The organism is Rhodococcus tibetensis (genome assembly GCF_024438035.1).
GTDB lineage: Bacteria > Actinomycetota > Actinomycetes > Mycobacteriales > Mycobacteriaceae > Rhodococcus_F > Rhodococcus_F tibetensis.
The window spans coordinates 74,482-87,961 of record NZ_JANFQF010000026.1 but is presented as its reverse complement, the minus strand read 5'-3'; the positions used below and the strand labels follow the sequence as shown (position 1 = coordinate 87,961).

Genomic DNA, 13,480 nt, shown 5'->3' with positions numbered 1-13,480 from the left:
GTCGGCAACAAGGAGGCGCGCACGGAGATCGCGGCGATCAAGGTGGCTGCGCCCAACATTGCGTTGAAGATCATCGATCGGGCGATTCAGGTGCACGGCGGCGCGGGTGTCACCGACGATTTCCCGTTGGCAATGATGTATGCCCATGTGCGGACGCTGCGCCTCGCCGACGGTCCCGACGAGGTGCACAAGCTTTCCATCGCCAGACAAGAACTGCGCAAATATCGTTCGACTACCGACAACAACCACCATGGAGGAAACAAGTGAGCCAGGAACGTAGAACCGCCATCGTCACCGGATCGGCCCGGGGAATCGGCGCTGCCGTCGCAAAGCGGCTGGCGAGCGACGGTTACGCGGTCGCCGTCCTCGACCTCGACGAGTCCGCCTGTGCCGAGACCGTCGACGCGATCAAGTCCGCAGGCGGCGAGGCGCTGGCCGTGGCCGCGAACGTCGCCGACGAGGCCTCGGTCGCTGCGGCAGTCGAGCGGGTGGCGTCCGAACTGGGTGCCCCGACGATCCTGATCAACAACGCCGGGATCACCCGCGACAACCTGCTGTTCAAGATGACCGTCGACGACTGGGATGCGGTGATGAACGTGCACCTGCGGGGCGCCTTCCTGATGTCGCGCGCTGTGCAGAAGTACATGGTGGACGCCAAGTTCGGCCGCATCGTGAACCTCTCGAGCACCTCTGCGCTCGGCAACCGCGGGCAGGTCAACTACTCGGCGGCCAAGGCGGGTATGCAGGGATTCACCAAGACGCTGGCATTCGAGCTCGGCAAGTTCGGCGTCACCGCGAATGCCATCGCCCCCGGTTTCATCGAGACCGAGATGACCGCCGCCACCGCCGAGCGCGTCGGTATGGGCTTCGAAGACTTCAAAGCAGCTGCAGCGTCACAGATTCCGGTCAATCGTGTCGGACAGCCCGAGGACATCGCCCACACCGCGTCGTTCTTTGCGAGCGAAGGCGCCGGATTCGTTTCGGGGCAGGTCGTGTACGTCGCCGGCGGACCGAAGGACTGATCGAATGAAGGCATGGCGTGTGCACGAAGTGGGGCAACCAAGGGATGCCCTGACTTTCGAGGACGTCGCCGACCTGGAGCCGAAGCCGGGAGAGTTGCTGGTCAAGGTTCTTGCGGCTCCCGCCAACTTCCCGGACGTGCTGTTGTGTCGGGGCGAGTATCAGATCAAGCCACCGTTGCCCTTCACTCCGGGGGTGGAATTGTGTGGGGAGGTGGTGGGTCTCGGCGAGGGTGTCACCGAATTCGCGGTCGGCGACCGGGTGATCGGCATGCCGAGTCTGCCGAACGGCGGGTTCGCCGAGCTGGCCGTCATGGCCGTGGCGACAGCCTTCCCCGCTCCGGAGGCCCTCGACGACGCCGAGGCGTCGGCGCTCTCGATCGGGTATCAGACGGGGTGGTTCGCACTGCACCGGAGGACACAGCTGCAGGCGGGCGAGACTCTTCTCGTGCAGGCTGCGGCCGGTGGAGTGGGCAGCGCGGCTGTGCAGTTGGGCAAGGCGGCCGGCGCGAAGGTGATCGGTGTCGTGGGCGGCCCTGAGAAGGCCGAGTACACCCGAGCACTCGGCGCCGATCTCGTCGTCGACCGGCACAGTGAGGACTTCGTCGGCAAGGTGAAGGACTACACCGGTGGGCGCGGCGCGGACGTCGTGTTCGATCCGGTGGGTGGTGAGTCCTACTCGAAGTCCACCAAGTGCATCGCGTTCGAGGGAAGGATCATCGTGATCGGTTTCGCCAGCGGCACCATTCCGTCGCCTGGGCTCAACCATGCGCTGATCAAGAACTACTCGATCATCGGGCTGCACTGGGGCCTGTACAACGCTTACGACCCCGCGGCGATCAGAGAGTGCCACGCAGAGCTCACACGGTTGGCCGACGCCGGTGACATCAAGCCGATGATCAGCGAACGCCTCGGACTCAGCGACGTAGCGGACGGACTCGCCCGGCTCGGCGAGGGAACGACCGTCGGCCGGCTGGCCTTCTCGCCGGGCCGTTAGCTGCCGCCGACGTCACGTTTCTCGTACAGCTCCTCGAGGTTGTGCCGCAAGGTCGCCTCGGTGTTCTTCACGGCCGTCTCCACGAACGGTTCGACGATGAGCCCGAGCGCCTTGCCGGCCAAACCCCCGGGGAGCTTGTACGCGAAATCGACGCCCAGTTCGGTTTTGTCCGGCCCGAGCGATGAGAAGGTCCACGTGGAGGAGTTTGCCGCGCCGTCGAGCGATGCCAGCGTGATCACCCGGTCTTTTTCCCAGGCAGTCACCTCGAGGCGAGATCGCACAGTGGTCGGTCCGATATGAATCGACGCATCGAACGTCGACCCCAAACCCTGGTCGAATCCACCGATGGGCCGAAACTCCGAGACGCCGAACATCCAGTCGGGGACCGTCCTGTAGTCGTCTATGTATGTGAACGCCACGTCGATGGGGACGGCGGCTATCGCGGAGTGACGGACGTGGATCATCAGGTGGTCCCTGGCTCTCTGTCGGAAATGACTGTCGATCTGGGTGACCTCGCTCGACTCTAGTGAACTCCCGGTACCGAAGCACGCCGTCGCCGGGTCCCCACTTCGTTTCGGGACGGTCGTGGGCGGACTGATTTTGCTGCACGGCAGGAACTGTTCGGGCCACTCCGAAGCAGGTGTGATCCAGGCCATAATTTTCCCTCGAGGAGTCGCCGTGAAGACGAAAGCAGCGGTCGGCATCAGGGCTGTGCCACTCCGACGAGCATCTGCGAACCGGAGCCACACCGCTGCCGTTCGTGTGCGAAGGGTATGCAGAACATTTGCGACGAAGGGGCTGGTCTCCTCACCGGGCAGGCCATTGCCCCGACAAGACCTTCCGGGTCACGCTGGGCGGTGAGCCGGTTCTGCAAATGTGCCTGCTCGGTACCTTTTCGCCCTACGTGACGGTGAGCGAGGCGTCGGTCATCAAGATCGAGAACGACATCCCGCTGGACAAAGCAGCGCTCCTCGGCTGCGGTGTCTCGACCGGATGGGGCTCGGCCACACAGATCGGGGAAACGCAGGTCACCCTCAGCCTCTTCGAGCTCACTCCGCTGCAGAAACGGTTGCAGGGCGCCATCTTCGGCGGCGTCGGCCCGAGGTCGCAGATCCCGGCGCTCCTCGACCTCTATCGCAACGGAACCTGAGCTCGACGAGTTGGTGACCCGGACCTATCGCGTCGACCAGGTCAACGAGGGATACCAAGACATGCTGGACGGGAAGAGGCTGCGTGGGCTGATCGTGTACTCGGACGACGACTACTGAGAAGGAAAGCTCTACCGTATGTCCCATGACGGTTAACGGCACGGCAGCCAGTTCGTGGCGCGAGTACACGGACCAGGGATTGTCCAAGGTTCTGGCGGCCGCCTTGGCGGCGTTCGTCGAAAAAGGGTACGACGGCGCTTCGATTCGTGAGATCGCCTCCCGGGCTGGACTTTCGGTGCCCGGTCTCTATCACCATTACCCCTCCAAGCAGGCGCTGCTCGTGGGGTTGACCAATGCGGTCATGCGCGAGCTGCTCGATCGCAGTCGTGCGGCCGTCGCCGAGGCGGGGCCGACTCCGGGGGAGCGGTTCGACGCGGTGATCGAGTCACTCCTGCGATTTCATATGTATCGGCGTGAGCAGTCGTTCGTCGCGTCGCGGGAGACGCGAAGCATGGAGCTGGAGAGTAGGCGGGCCTACATTGCGCTGCGGGACGAGCAGCAGCAACTGGTCGACGACATCGTGCGCGACGGCGTAACCGCGGGCCTGTTCCGGACGCCCTTCCCCGAGGATGCGAGCCGCGCTGTGGTGACGATGTGTGTCTCGGTTGCCACCTGGTACCGGGAGGACGGCCCGCTGTCGCCCGACGAGATCGTCGAGCGGTATGTGGTGATCGCACGTAGCACGGTGGGTGCCGTCGACTGACGTCTTGACCGGGCTGCATTCCTGTGGGATCGTCGACCCCAGCTCCAACCGAGCGAGTGATCGGTCGGTCCCGGGCATTCGTACTGACTGGAGGTAGTGGTGGCGATCGATCTGACCTATGCACCGGAGGTGACGGCGCTGGTCGAGAAGACCAGGGCGTTCACACGTGAGGTGGTACTGCCTGTCGAGGACGAACACGGCGGCGACATCACCGCGGCAGGTGGCGACGCCCTGCGGGTCGAGCTGCAGAAGGCCGCCAAAGAGGCCGGTGTGTTCGCCCCTCATGCTCCCGTCGAATACGGCGGACACGGGTTGAACATGACAGACCGCACCCCGGTCTTCGAAGAAGCCGGCTACTCGCTGTTCGGCCCGATCGCCCTCAACATCGGTGCGCCCGACGAGGGCAACGTCCACATGCTCGCGCACATCGCCAGTGCGGAGCAGAAGGAGCAATTCCTCGCTCCCCTCGCCCACGGCGACGTGCGGTCGGCTTTCGCCATGACCGAACCCTCCCCGGGCGCCGGGTCCGATCCGTCGGCGTTGACCACCCGGGCGGAGAAAGTGACCGGCGGCTGGAAGATCAACGGGCACAAGTACTTCATCACCGGCGCCGACGGTGCCGGATTCTTCATCATCTTCGCACGGACGTCGGGGCAGCCCGGCGACCGCGGTGGTGCCACGATGTTCCTCACCCCTGCCGACGCAACCGGGCTGAAAGTGGGGCGTCACATCGACACGCTCGACCGGGCGATGATCGGGGGCCATTGCGAGGTGTTCTTCGAGGACCTGTTCGTACCCGACAGCGGTGTGCTCGGTGAGGTGGACCAGGGATTCGCGTACGCGCAGGTGCGGCTCGGCCCGGCGCGGATGACGCACGTCATGCGTTGGCTCGGTGCCGCGCGCCGCGGTCACGATGTCGCGGTGGCCCACGTCGCTCGGCGAGAAGGCTTCGGTGGCAAGCTGGGCGATCTGGGCATGGTTCAGAAGATGGTCGCGGACAACGAGATCGACATCGCCGCTACCAGGGCGTTGTTGACACAAGCTTGCTGGGAGCTCGACCAGGGTGGGCACGCGAGTAACGCCACGTCCATCGCCAAGACGTATGCCGCGGAGGCGATCTTCCGGATCGTCGACCGCTCGATCCAGATGTGCGGCGGTCTCGGCGTGTCCGGCGACCTGCCGCTCGCCCGGCTGTCCCGCGAGGTGCGTCCGTTCCGGGTCTACGACGGACCGTCCGAGGTGCATCGCTGGGCGATCGCCAAGCGCGTCATCGGCGCCGCGAAGAAGGCCGCGCGGGAGGCGGGCGCATGACCGAGCATCGCGGGCTCGATCTCGTTGCTCTGGAGAAGTTCCTGTCCGAGTCCGGCGTTCCCCTCGACGGCGAACTACGGGCCGAACTGATCTCGGGCGGAAAGTCCAACCTCACCTACGCAATTTTCGACGACTCCTCGCGGTGGGTGCTGCGAAGGCCGCCCACTGCGGGGCTCACCCCGTCCGCGCACGACGTGGCCCGCGAATTCCGGGTCACCTCGGCGCTGCAGGCCACGAGTGTTCCCGTTGCCGCCACGGTGGCGCTGTGTGAAGACGACAGCGTGATGGGTGCACCTTTCACTGTTGTCGAACACGTCACGGGACAGGTGATCCGCACCCAGACAGAGCTTGATGCTCTGTCCGACAGGGAGATCGACTCGTGCGTGGACGAATTGGTCCGGGTGATCGGTGACTTGCACAACGTGGACTATTCGGCCGTCGGCCTGGGAGAATTCGGGCGTCCGGACGGATACGTGGCCCGGCAGGTGAAGCTGTGGGCCGGCCAGTGGGCCAGGGTCAAGACCGAAGACTCTGCGGACGTCGATCGCCTGCACGCCGCTCTCGCAGAATCCGTTCCCGCCCAATCGGAGTCGTCGATCGTGCACGGCGACTACCGGATCGACAACACCATCCTCTCGGCCGGAGACGTGACCAAAGTCGCGGCGGTAGTGGACTGGGAATTGTCGACTCTCGGCGACCCCCTCACCGACGTGGCTCTGATGTGCGTCTATCGGGAGCCGGCATTCGACCTCGTGCTCGGCGAAGCAGCGGCGTGGACGAGTCCGCGGATGCCGTCCGCCGACGATCTGGCCCAGCGGTACACCGTGGCGTCCGGTCGCGAACTGAAGAACTGGAACTTCTACCTGGCGTTGGCCAATTTCAAACTGGCCGTCATTGCCCAGGGAATCCACCACCGGTACCGCGCGGGTGCCACGGCCGCCGAGGGGTTCGACAAGGCTGGTGAGTCGGTGCCCGTGCTTGTCGCCGCCGGACTGCACGCACTGAAGGGGAAGTCGGCATGAACAGGTCTGCACTGATCACCGGTGCGTCGCGCGGAATCGGGCTCGGTATCGCCACCCGCCTCGCCGAAGCGGGATATGGGCTTACCCTCAGCGCGCGCGACGCCGAGCGTCTCGAAGTCGTGGCCGATGAGCTGCGCGCGGCCGGCGCGAAGGAGGTCGTCGTCGTAGCCGGCGACCTCGCCGACGAGGCCTCTGCCGGCCGGGTGGTGACCGCGCATGCCGACACGTTCGGCGCCTTGAATGCGTTGGTGCTCAATGCAGGTGTGGGGACGGCGGGGCCGATCGGCGAGTTTCCGATGCGCCGCTTCGGCAAGAGTGTCGATGTGAATCTGCGGGCCCCGTTCAGCCTGCTGCAACAGGCGCTGCCGATGCTCCGGACGGCCGCGAGGGAGAACCCGGCGAAGGGCGCCAAGGTTATCGCCCTGGCCTCGATCACCGGCGTGTACGCAGAGGCGGGACTGGCCGTCTACGGGGCTACCAAAGCCGCCCTGATGTCACTGGTCGAGACACTCAACGTGGAGGAGTCGGGCAACGGAGTCTCCGCCACCGCACTGGCTCCCGCGTTCGTCGACACCGACATGTCTGCGTGGATCCACGACAAGATTCCGCCGGAGTCGATGATCGAGGTGGATGACATCGTCGAACTGGTGGACGCCCTGCTGCGACTGTCGTCCCGCGCGATGGTGCCCAAGATCGTCGTCGGGCGCGCGGGAACGGATGGGTACCGAGCCTGAGCGGTCGTCAGTCCTCGTCGTCCCCTTTCGCTTCGCCGCGCTTACGGAAGAACTTGAATCCGGGGACGCCCTGGATCGCCTGACGCACGCCCTGCACCTCCTCGAGAAGAAGGTGAATCTCCGGGGACACCGTGTCGAGGCTGGCTAGGATGGGCAGCACACCCTCCATACGCAGGGTCAGTTCGGGCAGATGATTCACCAGCCCGATCGCCGCATGAATCTCTTCCTCTGACAGGTCGTCGACGAACCGTGCCGCCATCGGCGCCGCCTTGGTCGCGAGCGGCTCGTACAGGCCGATCAGCGTCTGAGCCGAATTGGACACCTCCGTGGTCGAGGTGACGACGGTAGCGGCTCGGTCGGCTACCTCGTTCGCCTTGGCGACGGCCATCTCTGCCCGTTCGCTGATCGCCTCGATCCGAGTGATGAGCACCTCGACTCGGTCGAGGAGGGCGCCGATCCGGTCGGGAAGTGAGGCAGCGAGACCGGCAGTGTCCATCGACCAGCGGGCCAGACCCGTGGCGGTGCGCACGAGGTCGTCGGGGCCGGGGAATACGAGAGCCATTCCCACATCCTGCCTGATGCCTTCGCGCGGACGTCCCGCAACGGACCTCGTGGGACTCGGGCGTTACGAAGTCTCACGTTTCGGCGTTCCCAGGCGTCTACCTGTCAGAGGTCAACACACCTGGAAGGATTGTTCCCGTGAATGCCGAGCGAGCAGCACACACCGTCATCGATTCCCCGATCGGTCCCCTGACGCTGGTCAGCGTGGACGGGGTCCTCAGCGGCGTCTACATGGTCGAACACCGGCATCAGCCCGATGTCGCCACATTCGGTGAACGGGACGAGGGCGGTTTCGACGCCGCCGCGACCCAACTCACCGAGTATTTCGACGGCGGACGTACCGAGTTCACGCTGCCCCTCGCCGCCCGCGGTACGCCGTTCCAGCGACGGGTATGGGACGCGCTCCGGACTATCCCGTACGGGCAGACGCGGACGTATCGGGAATTGGCGGAATCGCTCGGCAGCCCGACGGCAATCCGCGCGGCGGCCGCGGCGAACGGCAAGAATCCGATCAGCATCATCGTTCCGTGTCACCGGGTCGTCGGCACCGACGGCAGCCTCACCGGGTACGCGGGCGGCCTCGACCGCAAGCGTTTCCTGCTGAACCGTGAAGCGCAGCGGGCGGGGATCCGGCTGAACCGATGGGCCTGATTCCGTTCGAGCAGATCGTAGCCGAGCACGGCCCCACGGTATTGCGGGTCTGCCGGGCGGTGGTCGGCCCGGTAGACGCCGAGGACGCGTGGTCGGACACGTTCCTCGCGGCCCTGCGTGCGTACCCCGATCTGCCGCCGGGAAGCAATGTCGAGGCCTGGCTCGTGACCATCGCGCACCGCAAGGCGCTCGATCACATCCGGGCCCGCGGCCGCCGGGCCGTTCCGACCGATCACGTTCCCGAGCAGACCACCGACCGCGGGCTGCCCGGAAGTGGCGACCCCGAATTGTGGGAGGCGGTGGGCGCCTTGCCGATGAAGCAGCGCGCCGCCGTCGCCTACCGCTACCTGGCGGGACTGCCCTACGCCGACATCGCGGTGATTCTCGGCAATTCGCCTGATGCTGCCAGGCGAGCGGCATCCGATGGTATTGCCGCACTGCGCAAGTCGCGCTCGATCTCGGTAAGTGGAGAAATCAGATGAACACCATCCCGGACATCATCGACGCCTTGTCCGTGTCGGAATCCGACGTCGACTGCCGACTCCGCGCCCGGCTCGCCGCCGCCGCCGACGACGCCGGACTGCTCGATGTCGCGTACCGAACCGTGGACAGTCCCGTCGGTTCGCTGCTCCTTGCCGCGACCGACCGTGGCCTGGTGCGGGTCGCCTTCGCCGGTGAGGGGCACGATGCGGTTTTGCAGAAGCTCGCCGAGCAGATCAGTCCCCGGATGCTCCGTGCGCCCGCCCGGCTGGACGCGGTTGCCCGCGAACTCGAGGAATACTTCCTGGGGGAACGCACGTCATTCGACGTCCCTCTCGACTTCCGCCTTGCGAGAGGTTTCCGACGGGAGGTGCTCACCCACCTACCCGAGATCCGCTACGGCCAGACCTGGAGCTACGCCACCGTGGCGGCTGCGGCGGGCAGTCCCCGTGCCGTTCGGGCCGTCGGAACGGCCTGCGCGACCAATCCTCTACCCGTGGTGGTGCCCTGTCACCGAGTGGTGCGCAGCGACGGCAGCCTCGGCCAGTACGTGGGCGGGGCCGAAGCGAAATCCCTTCTGCTGACGTTGGAGGCCGCAGCGTGAGGGTTCTCCTGCCCTATCGCGACCCCTTCACGCACGCTCCGCTGTGGAGTGCATTGCGGGCACACACCGTCGCCGGTCTCGAGCGGCACGACCCCGACACCGGAGCCCACACGCGAGTGGTGAATGCTGCCCACGGACCCGCCTTGGTCACCGTCGTCGTTCGCCCCGAGCGCCGGCATGTCGAGGCCAACATGGTCCCGGCGCATTCCGCAGATGTCGGGGAGCTGACCGATATCGTGCGCCGCTGGCTCGACCTGGACGCAGACCCGCTGGCAATCGACGCCGCACTCGGCCGGCACCCTGAACTTGCGTCGCTGGTGGCGCTGCGACCGGGGCTGCGGCGGCTGGGCTGCGTGGACGGCTTCGAGACCGCGATCCTCACGGTGCTGGGGCAGCAGGTGTCGCTCGCCGCGGCCCGGACGTTCGGTGCCCGGCTGGTCGCCGCGTACGGGCGGCCTGTGCACGGCGACTTCTGTGCGTTTCCCACACCCGAGGTGCTGGCGGACCGGTCGCCGGAGGAGTTGCGTTCGGCGATCGGTCTCACCGGAGCCCGGGCGCGTACCGTGCATGCGCTGGCCGAGGCCGCCGCGGGCGGGTTGCCGCTCGACTCCGACACCGAACCGGTGGAGTTCCGGGCCGGCTTACTCGCACTGCCTGGGATCGGACCGTGGACGGCTGACTATCTGACGGTGCGAGTGCTCGGCGACCCGGATGCCTTTCCGGCCGACGACCTCGTTCTCAAACGTGCACTCGGAGTCGGCAAGGGCAGTGACGCCACCGCTGTCGCCGAGGCGTGGCGGCCGTGGCGTGCGTATGCCCTTTTCCACCTGTGGACCGCAGAAGCCTTCTAGTTGTTGCGGGACAGGAGGTTACGCTTGCGCAGTGGTCTCGTGTCCGCTAAGGGGGAGTAGTGCCGCGTAGGAATGCGGCAAGAACGCTTCGCAGCGAGACAGTTTCGTTGACGGCAGTTCGGTAGAACACCAGCGAGTCTGTGAGGGCGAGCAGTTCTTCGACACGCGCATTCGAGTTGGGGAGACCTGCCCTGGTCAGGGCCGAAGCCGCTACTTGTCGGGTGACGGTGTGCACCTCGGACTGGTTCGTCAGCTGCCGCCGAAGGTGTGACGCATCATCGAGTTCGAGCATCAGGGCGTAGCGGGCTCTCATGTCATCGCGTCGGGCCGCGAGAGTCTCGATGAGTCCCGCGATCAGCGCGGCAAGCTGGTCGGAGTCAAGGTGGCGTTCGCCCTCGAATGTCGTGTCCAGCGCGGCAGCGAGCTCGTCGGCGTCAGCCTTCGAGCGGGCGGTGAGCGCGTCGACGATGAGTTCCATCAGCGCTGCCCGCGTCTTTGCGTGGTACGAGGTCGATCCCTGCGGTATCCGCGCCTCGCGGTCGACGGCGCGGTGGGTCAGAGCGCGAACGCCATCGCGGGCGATGATCCGGATACCGCTGTCGGCGATTGTCTCCCGCCGCCCGATGCAGCGTCGCATCCTCGAACGGAACCTACTCGTGGAGCAGTTCCTGCTCGGCAAGGCAGGCCCCGCGCTGACAGCTGCCGAGGCCGATCACTACCGAATGGTCCAGCCCACTGCAGAAGCCCGACGTGCACTAGCCGTCATGCCCGAACAGATCCTCTCCGCGCGCCCCCTACTGGAACGGCTCGAACACGACGTGCCCGCACTCCTCGGAGACAAGCCGACCTTGGCGGTGTGGGGAATGCGAGACATGGTGTTCCGGCCGAAAACGTGTCTCCCGCGGATTCGTGCCGCGTTCACCGATCTTGACGTCGTCGAGCTACCGCAGGCGAAGCACTTCATCCAGGAAGACGCACCGGATCAGAACACGGCAGCGATCATCGCGCGATTTCTCTGATTCGACGCCGTCATTCCCCGGCTGAGCGCAGCCACACATCTGAGAACTCGCCACCGGCGCCACGAACGTTGTGGCCTTTTACTTCTAGTCCTTCGCTTTCGCCAACTCGGACGGCCACCAGATCTTCTTGCCGATGTCGTGCGAGAGGGCGGGAACGAGGATGCTGCGCACGATGATTGTGTCGAGGAGCACGCCGAAGGCCACCGCGAAACCGACCTCGGCGAGGAACACCAGAGGAAGTACACCCAACACGGCGAACGTCGCAGCGAGGACGACACCGGCGGACGTGATCACGCCACCGGTGACCGCCAGTCCGCGCAAAACGCCCGACCGGGTCCCGTTTTCCTGGGTTTCCTCGCGCACACGGGTCATCAGGAAGATGTTGTAGTCGATACCCAGTGCCACGAGGAAGACGAACGCGAACAGCGGGAACGCCGGATCGGCGTTGGCGAAGTGGAAGACGTGTGTGAAGAAGAACCCGCACACTCCCAGAGTGGCTGCGAACGACAACACCACCGTGGCGATGAGGATGACCGGTGCGAGCAACGCGCGCAGGAGCACGGCGAGCACCAGGAAGATGACGACCAACACGATGGGGATGATCAGGTTCCGGTCGTGCACGGACGCCGTCTGCACGTCGAGCGTGGTTGCCGTGCTTCCGCCGACCAAGCCGTCGGCGCCGGGCACGGCGTGCACCGTCTCACGCAACCGCTCCACGGTCGCCAGGGCTTCCGGGGAATCGTACGAGTCGGCGAGCGTCGCGTTGACCACCATGCGACCGTCGATCGGTGCCGCGATGAGGAAGTCGGGCGGGCAGCCGGTCTGTCCCGCTGCGGCTGACGCCACCGCCTCGGGGTTCGATTTGACAAGTGCTGACAACTTCTCGACATCGACCTGTGGGCATACTGCGCCGGGCTCTTTCGACACCCCGTCGACCGCGCTGACTGCGTCGATGACTGCCTGCGTCTGCGCGGCGTTGGTGACGATCACGGCGGGAGCGCCGGCTCCGGGATCGAACTTGGAGTCGTAGAGTTCCTGCCCGACGACGGCGTCGGGGCGGTTGGTGAAGTTTTCGGCGGACGACAGCCCATCCGTTTTCAGACTGCCGATGCCCACCAGGAACAGTGCGGCCAACAGCACCGTCGTACCGATCCAGAACGGGCGGTCCTTGCTGCCGACCTGGGCGGCGATCTTGCCCCACAGACCGTGGGTGGTGAGATCCGCTGCTTCGTCCACCAGAGGTTTGCGTGGCCAGAACACCCACCGGCCCGCCGCAGCCAAAGCCACCGGAAGGAAGCTCATCATCACCAGATACGTGCAGGCGATGCCGATGGCTGCCACGGGACCGAGGCTCTTGTTGGAATTGAGCTCCGAAAATGTCAGGCACAGCAAACCCAGAATGACAGTGACTGCGGACGCCGTGATGGCGGGAGCAGACTCCCGCCAGGCCTTCGCCATCGCGTCGAATCGGCTGGGATAGAAATGGAGCTCCTCCCGATACCGAGAGATCAAGAGCAGGGCATAGTCGGTGCCCGCGCCGATCACCAGGACGAACAGGATGCCCTGGCTCTGCCCGGTGAGCGTGAGAGCTTCTGCCTTCGCGAGGAAGTAGATGACCATCGATGCCAGTCCCAGGGCGAGCAACGCCGAGAACAGCGGGAAGAACCACAGCACCGGTGACCGATACACCACCAGCAGGATCAGAACGACGACAAGCAGAGCGGCGCCGAGCAGGGCGCCGTCGAGTCCGGCGAACGCATCGATGAAGGCCACGAGCAGACCACCGGGTCCGGCGGGGAGCACCTCGAGACCACCGGCTGCGTTCTCGGCCGCGGTAAGCACATCCTGTTCGGTGGTGGCGAGCACGTCACCTGCCACCGCAGTGCCGTTCTCCTTGGCGACGAGGGGAACGAAGATCGACGCGGTGGTGCCGTCCTCGGAGAACTGGGGTTGCGACATTCCCTCCGCGTCGACGCCCTCGACAGTGGCAATGTTCTCGCGGGCCTGCGCGATGGCAGCCTTGTCCTGGTCGGTGAGCGCGGTGTCGCGGTGGAACAGCACGAAACCGGGGATGGTCTCCACCGTGAGGAACTTGGATGACTCGTTGGTGACGACGGTCGACTCAGCGGTACTGGACAGGTAGGCGGCGTTGTCGTTCTTCTGGACCTCGGTCAGCTTTCCTTGGAACGACCCACCGAATCCCCCGGCAAAGAATGCGATGATCGCGATGGCCACGATGGTGAACGCAGGCCAGCGGAATTTGCGCGACGCCCCGCCGCTTGTGCCCCGGTCCGTCGAATCCAACTTGGTCATGGGTTCT

16 protein-coding genes and 1 pseudogene are annotated in these 13,480 nt (G+C 65.7%); 13 read left to right on the top strand and 4 right to left on the bottom strand.

Annotated elements, in window-relative coordinates:
* The 3 genes from NOF53_RS24250 to NOF53_RS24240 form a co-directional block, all read left to right on the top strand.
* The coding region (locus NOF53_RS24250; protein WP_255973612.1) for an acyl-CoA dehydrogenase family protein at positions 1-267 on the top strand (267 nt) is incomplete at its 5' end.
* Positions 264-1,022, top strand: a complete 759-nt coding sequence (gene fabG / locus NOF53_RS24245) for a 3-oxoacyl-ACP reductase FabG (RefSeq protein WP_255973610.1) — start codon at positions 264-266, stop codon at positions 1,020-1,022. The genes NOF53_RS24250 and fabG, both read left to right, overlap by 4 nt.
* Positions 1,023-1,026: 4 nt before the next feature.
* The gene (locus tag NOF53_RS24240; RefSeq protein ID WP_255973608.1) at positions 1,027-2,016 is read left to right on the top strand and encodes an NADPH:quinone oxidoreductase family protein; all 990 of its coding nucleotides are present in this window, start codon (positions 1,027-1,029) and stop codon (positions 2,014-2,016) included.
* Here the strand turns inward: NOF53_RS24240 and NOF53_RS24235 are convergent.
* A complete protein-coding gene (locus NOF53_RS24235; protein ID WP_255973606.1) occupies positions 2,013-2,480 on the bottom strand; it encodes an SRPBCC family protein in 468 nt (155 codons plus the stop codon). The genes NOF53_RS24240 and NOF53_RS24235 overlap by 4 nt on opposite strands.
* Before the next feature lie 233 nt (positions 2,481-2,713).
* On the opposite strand from NOF53_RS24235, the pseudogene NOF53_RS24230 reads away from it, so the two are divergent.
* The 5 genes and pseudogenes from NOF53_RS24230 to NOF53_RS24210 form a co-directional block, all read left to right on the top strand.
* Positions 2,714-3,284, top strand: a pseudogene (locus NOF53_RS24230) (hypothetical protein); the annotation flags it as partial.
* A 25-nt stretch (positions 3,285-3,309) separates the two neighbouring features.
* Positions 3,310-3,927: a TetR/AcrR family transcriptional regulator gene (locus tag NOF53_RS24225; RefSeq protein WP_255973604.1), complete on the top strand. Its 618-nt coding sequence runs from the start codon at positions 3,310-3,312 to the stop codon at positions 3,925-3,927.
* Between the two features lie 99 nt (positions 3,928-4,026).
* Positions 4,027-5,238 carry an acyl-CoA dehydrogenase family protein gene (locus NOF53_RS24220; RefSeq protein WP_255973602.1) on the top strand — a complete coding sequence of 404 codons (1,212 nt, stop codon included), beginning with the start codon at positions 4,027-4,029 and terminating at the stop codon, positions 5,236-5,238.
* Entirely contained in the window at positions 5,235-6,260 is a 1,026-nt protein-coding gene (locus tag NOF53_RS24215; protein ID WP_255973600.1) for a phosphotransferase family protein, read from the top strand. Before NOF53_RS24220 ends, NOF53_RS24215 begins: the two co-directional genes overlap by 4 nt.
* Complete coding sequence (locus NOF53_RS24210; protein ID WP_255973598.1) at positions 6,257-6,994, top strand: SDR family NAD(P)-dependent oxidoreductase; 738 nt, start codon at positions 6,257-6,259, stop codon at positions 6,992-6,994. Before NOF53_RS24215 ends, NOF53_RS24210 begins: the two co-directional genes overlap by 4 nt.
* Positions 6,995-7,001: 7 nt before the next feature.
* On the opposite strand, the gene NOF53_RS24205 is transcribed toward NOF53_RS24210, so the two are convergent.
* Positions 7,002-7,556 (bottom strand): ribulose 1,5-bisphosphate carboxylase large subunit, encoded by a 555-nt coding sequence (locus NOF53_RS24205; protein WP_255973596.1) that lies wholly within the window; start codon positions 7,554-7,556, stop codon positions 7,002-7,004.
* Between the two features lie 137 nt (positions 7,557-7,693).
* Between NOF53_RS24205 and NOF53_RS24200 the strand changes: the two genes are divergently transcribed.
* The 4 genes from NOF53_RS24200 to NOF53_RS24185 are packed head-to-tail and all read left to right on the top strand — an operon-like array spanning position 7,694 to position 10,141.
* Positions 7,694-8,206, top strand: coding sequence for a methylated-DNA--[protein]-cysteine S-methyltransferase (locus tag NOF53_RS24200; protein WP_255973594.1), 513 nt, complete (start codon positions 7,694-7,696; stop codon positions 8,204-8,206).
* Entirely contained in the window at positions 8,197-8,688 is a 492-nt protein-coding gene (locus NOF53_RS24195; RefSeq protein ID WP_255973592.1) for an RNA polymerase sigma factor, read from the top strand. The genes NOF53_RS24200 and NOF53_RS24195 overlap by 10 nt, the downstream gene beginning before the upstream one ends.
* The gene (locus NOF53_RS24190) at positions 8,685-9,290 is read left to right on the top strand and encodes a methylated-DNA--[protein]-cysteine S-methyltransferase (RefSeq protein ID WP_255973587.1); all 606 of its coding nucleotides are present in this window, start codon (positions 8,685-8,687) and stop codon (positions 9,288-9,290) included. Before NOF53_RS24195 ends, NOF53_RS24190 begins: the two co-directional genes overlap by 4 nt.
* Positions 9,287-10,141: a DNA-3-methyladenine glycosylase family protein gene (locus NOF53_RS24185; RefSeq protein ID WP_255973585.1), complete on the top strand. Its 855-nt coding sequence runs from the start codon at positions 9,287-9,289 to the stop codon at positions 10,139-10,141. Before NOF53_RS24190 ends, NOF53_RS24185 begins: the two co-directional genes overlap by 4 nt.
* Positions 10,142-10,187: 46 nt before the next feature.
* Here NOF53_RS24185 and NOF53_RS24180 read toward each other — a convergent pair whose 3' ends face one another.
* Entirely contained in the window at positions 10,188-10,778 is a 591-nt protein-coding gene (locus NOF53_RS24180) for a TetR/AcrR family transcriptional regulator (protein ID WP_255973583.1), read from the bottom strand.
* Between NOF53_RS24180 and NOF53_RS24175 the strand changes: the two genes are divergently transcribed.
* Positions 10,765-11,160, top strand: a complete 396-nt coding sequence (locus NOF53_RS24175) for a hypothetical protein (RefSeq protein ID WP_255973581.1) — start codon at positions 10,765-10,767, stop codon at positions 11,158-11,160. The two genes, NOF53_RS24180 and NOF53_RS24175, sit on opposite strands and share 14 nt — an antisense overlap.
* A gap of 84 nt (positions 11,161-11,244) precedes the next feature.
* On the opposite strand, the gene NOF53_RS24170 is transcribed toward NOF53_RS24175, so the two are convergent.
* Positions 11,245-13,473 (bottom strand): MMPL family transporter, encoded by a 2,229-nt coding sequence (locus NOF53_RS24170; protein ID WP_255973580.1) that lies wholly within the window; start codon positions 13,471-13,473, stop codon positions 11,245-11,247.
* Positions 13,474-13,480 lie beyond the last annotated feature (7 nt).

Bases quoted from the DNA above. Each gene is read 5' to 3' on its own strand.
- NOF53_RS24175 (WP_255973581.1), top strand. From the start codon at position 10,765: ATGCAGCGTCGCATCCTCGAACGGAACCTACTCGTGGAGCAGTTCCTG.
- NOF53_RS24225 (WP_255973604.1), top strand. From the start codon at position 3,310: ATGACGGTTAACGGCACGGCAGCCAGTTCGTGGCGCGAGTACACGGAC.
- NOF53_RS24215 (WP_255973600.1), top strand. From the start codon at position 5,235: ATGACCGAGCATCGCGGGCTCGATCTCGTTGCTCTGGAGAAGTTCCTG.
- NOF53_RS24205 (WP_255973596.1), bottom strand. From the start codon at position 7,556: ATGGCTCTCGTATTCCCCGGCCCCGACGACCTCGTGCGCACCGCCACG.
- NOF53_RS24240 (WP_255973608.1), top strand. From the start codon at position 1,027: ATGAAGGCATGGCGTGTGCACGAAGTGGGGCAACCAAGGGATGCCCTG.
- NOF53_RS24180 (WP_255973583.1), bottom strand. From the start codon at position 10,778: ATGCGACGCTGCATCGGGCGGCGGGAGACAATCGCCGACAGCGGTATC.
- NOF53_RS24195 (WP_255973592.1), top strand. From the start codon at position 8,197: ATGGGCCTGATTCCGTTCGAGCAGATCGTAGCCGAGCACGGCCCCACG.
- NOF53_RS24170 (WP_255973580.1), bottom strand. From the start codon at position 13,473: ATGACCAAGTTGGATTCGACGGACCGGGGCACAAGCGGCGGGGCGTCG.
- NOF53_RS24235 (WP_255973606.1), bottom strand. From the start codon at position 2,480: ATGATCCACGTCCGTCACTCCGCGATAGCCGCCGTCCCCATCGACGTG.
- NOF53_RS24190 (WP_255973587.1), top strand. From the start codon at position 8,685: ATGAACACCATCCCGGACATCATCGACGCCTTGTCCGTGTCGGAATCC.
- NOF53_RS24210 (WP_255973598.1), top strand. From the start codon at position 6,257: ATGAACAGGTCTGCACTGATCACCGGTGCGTCGCGCGGAATCGGGCTC.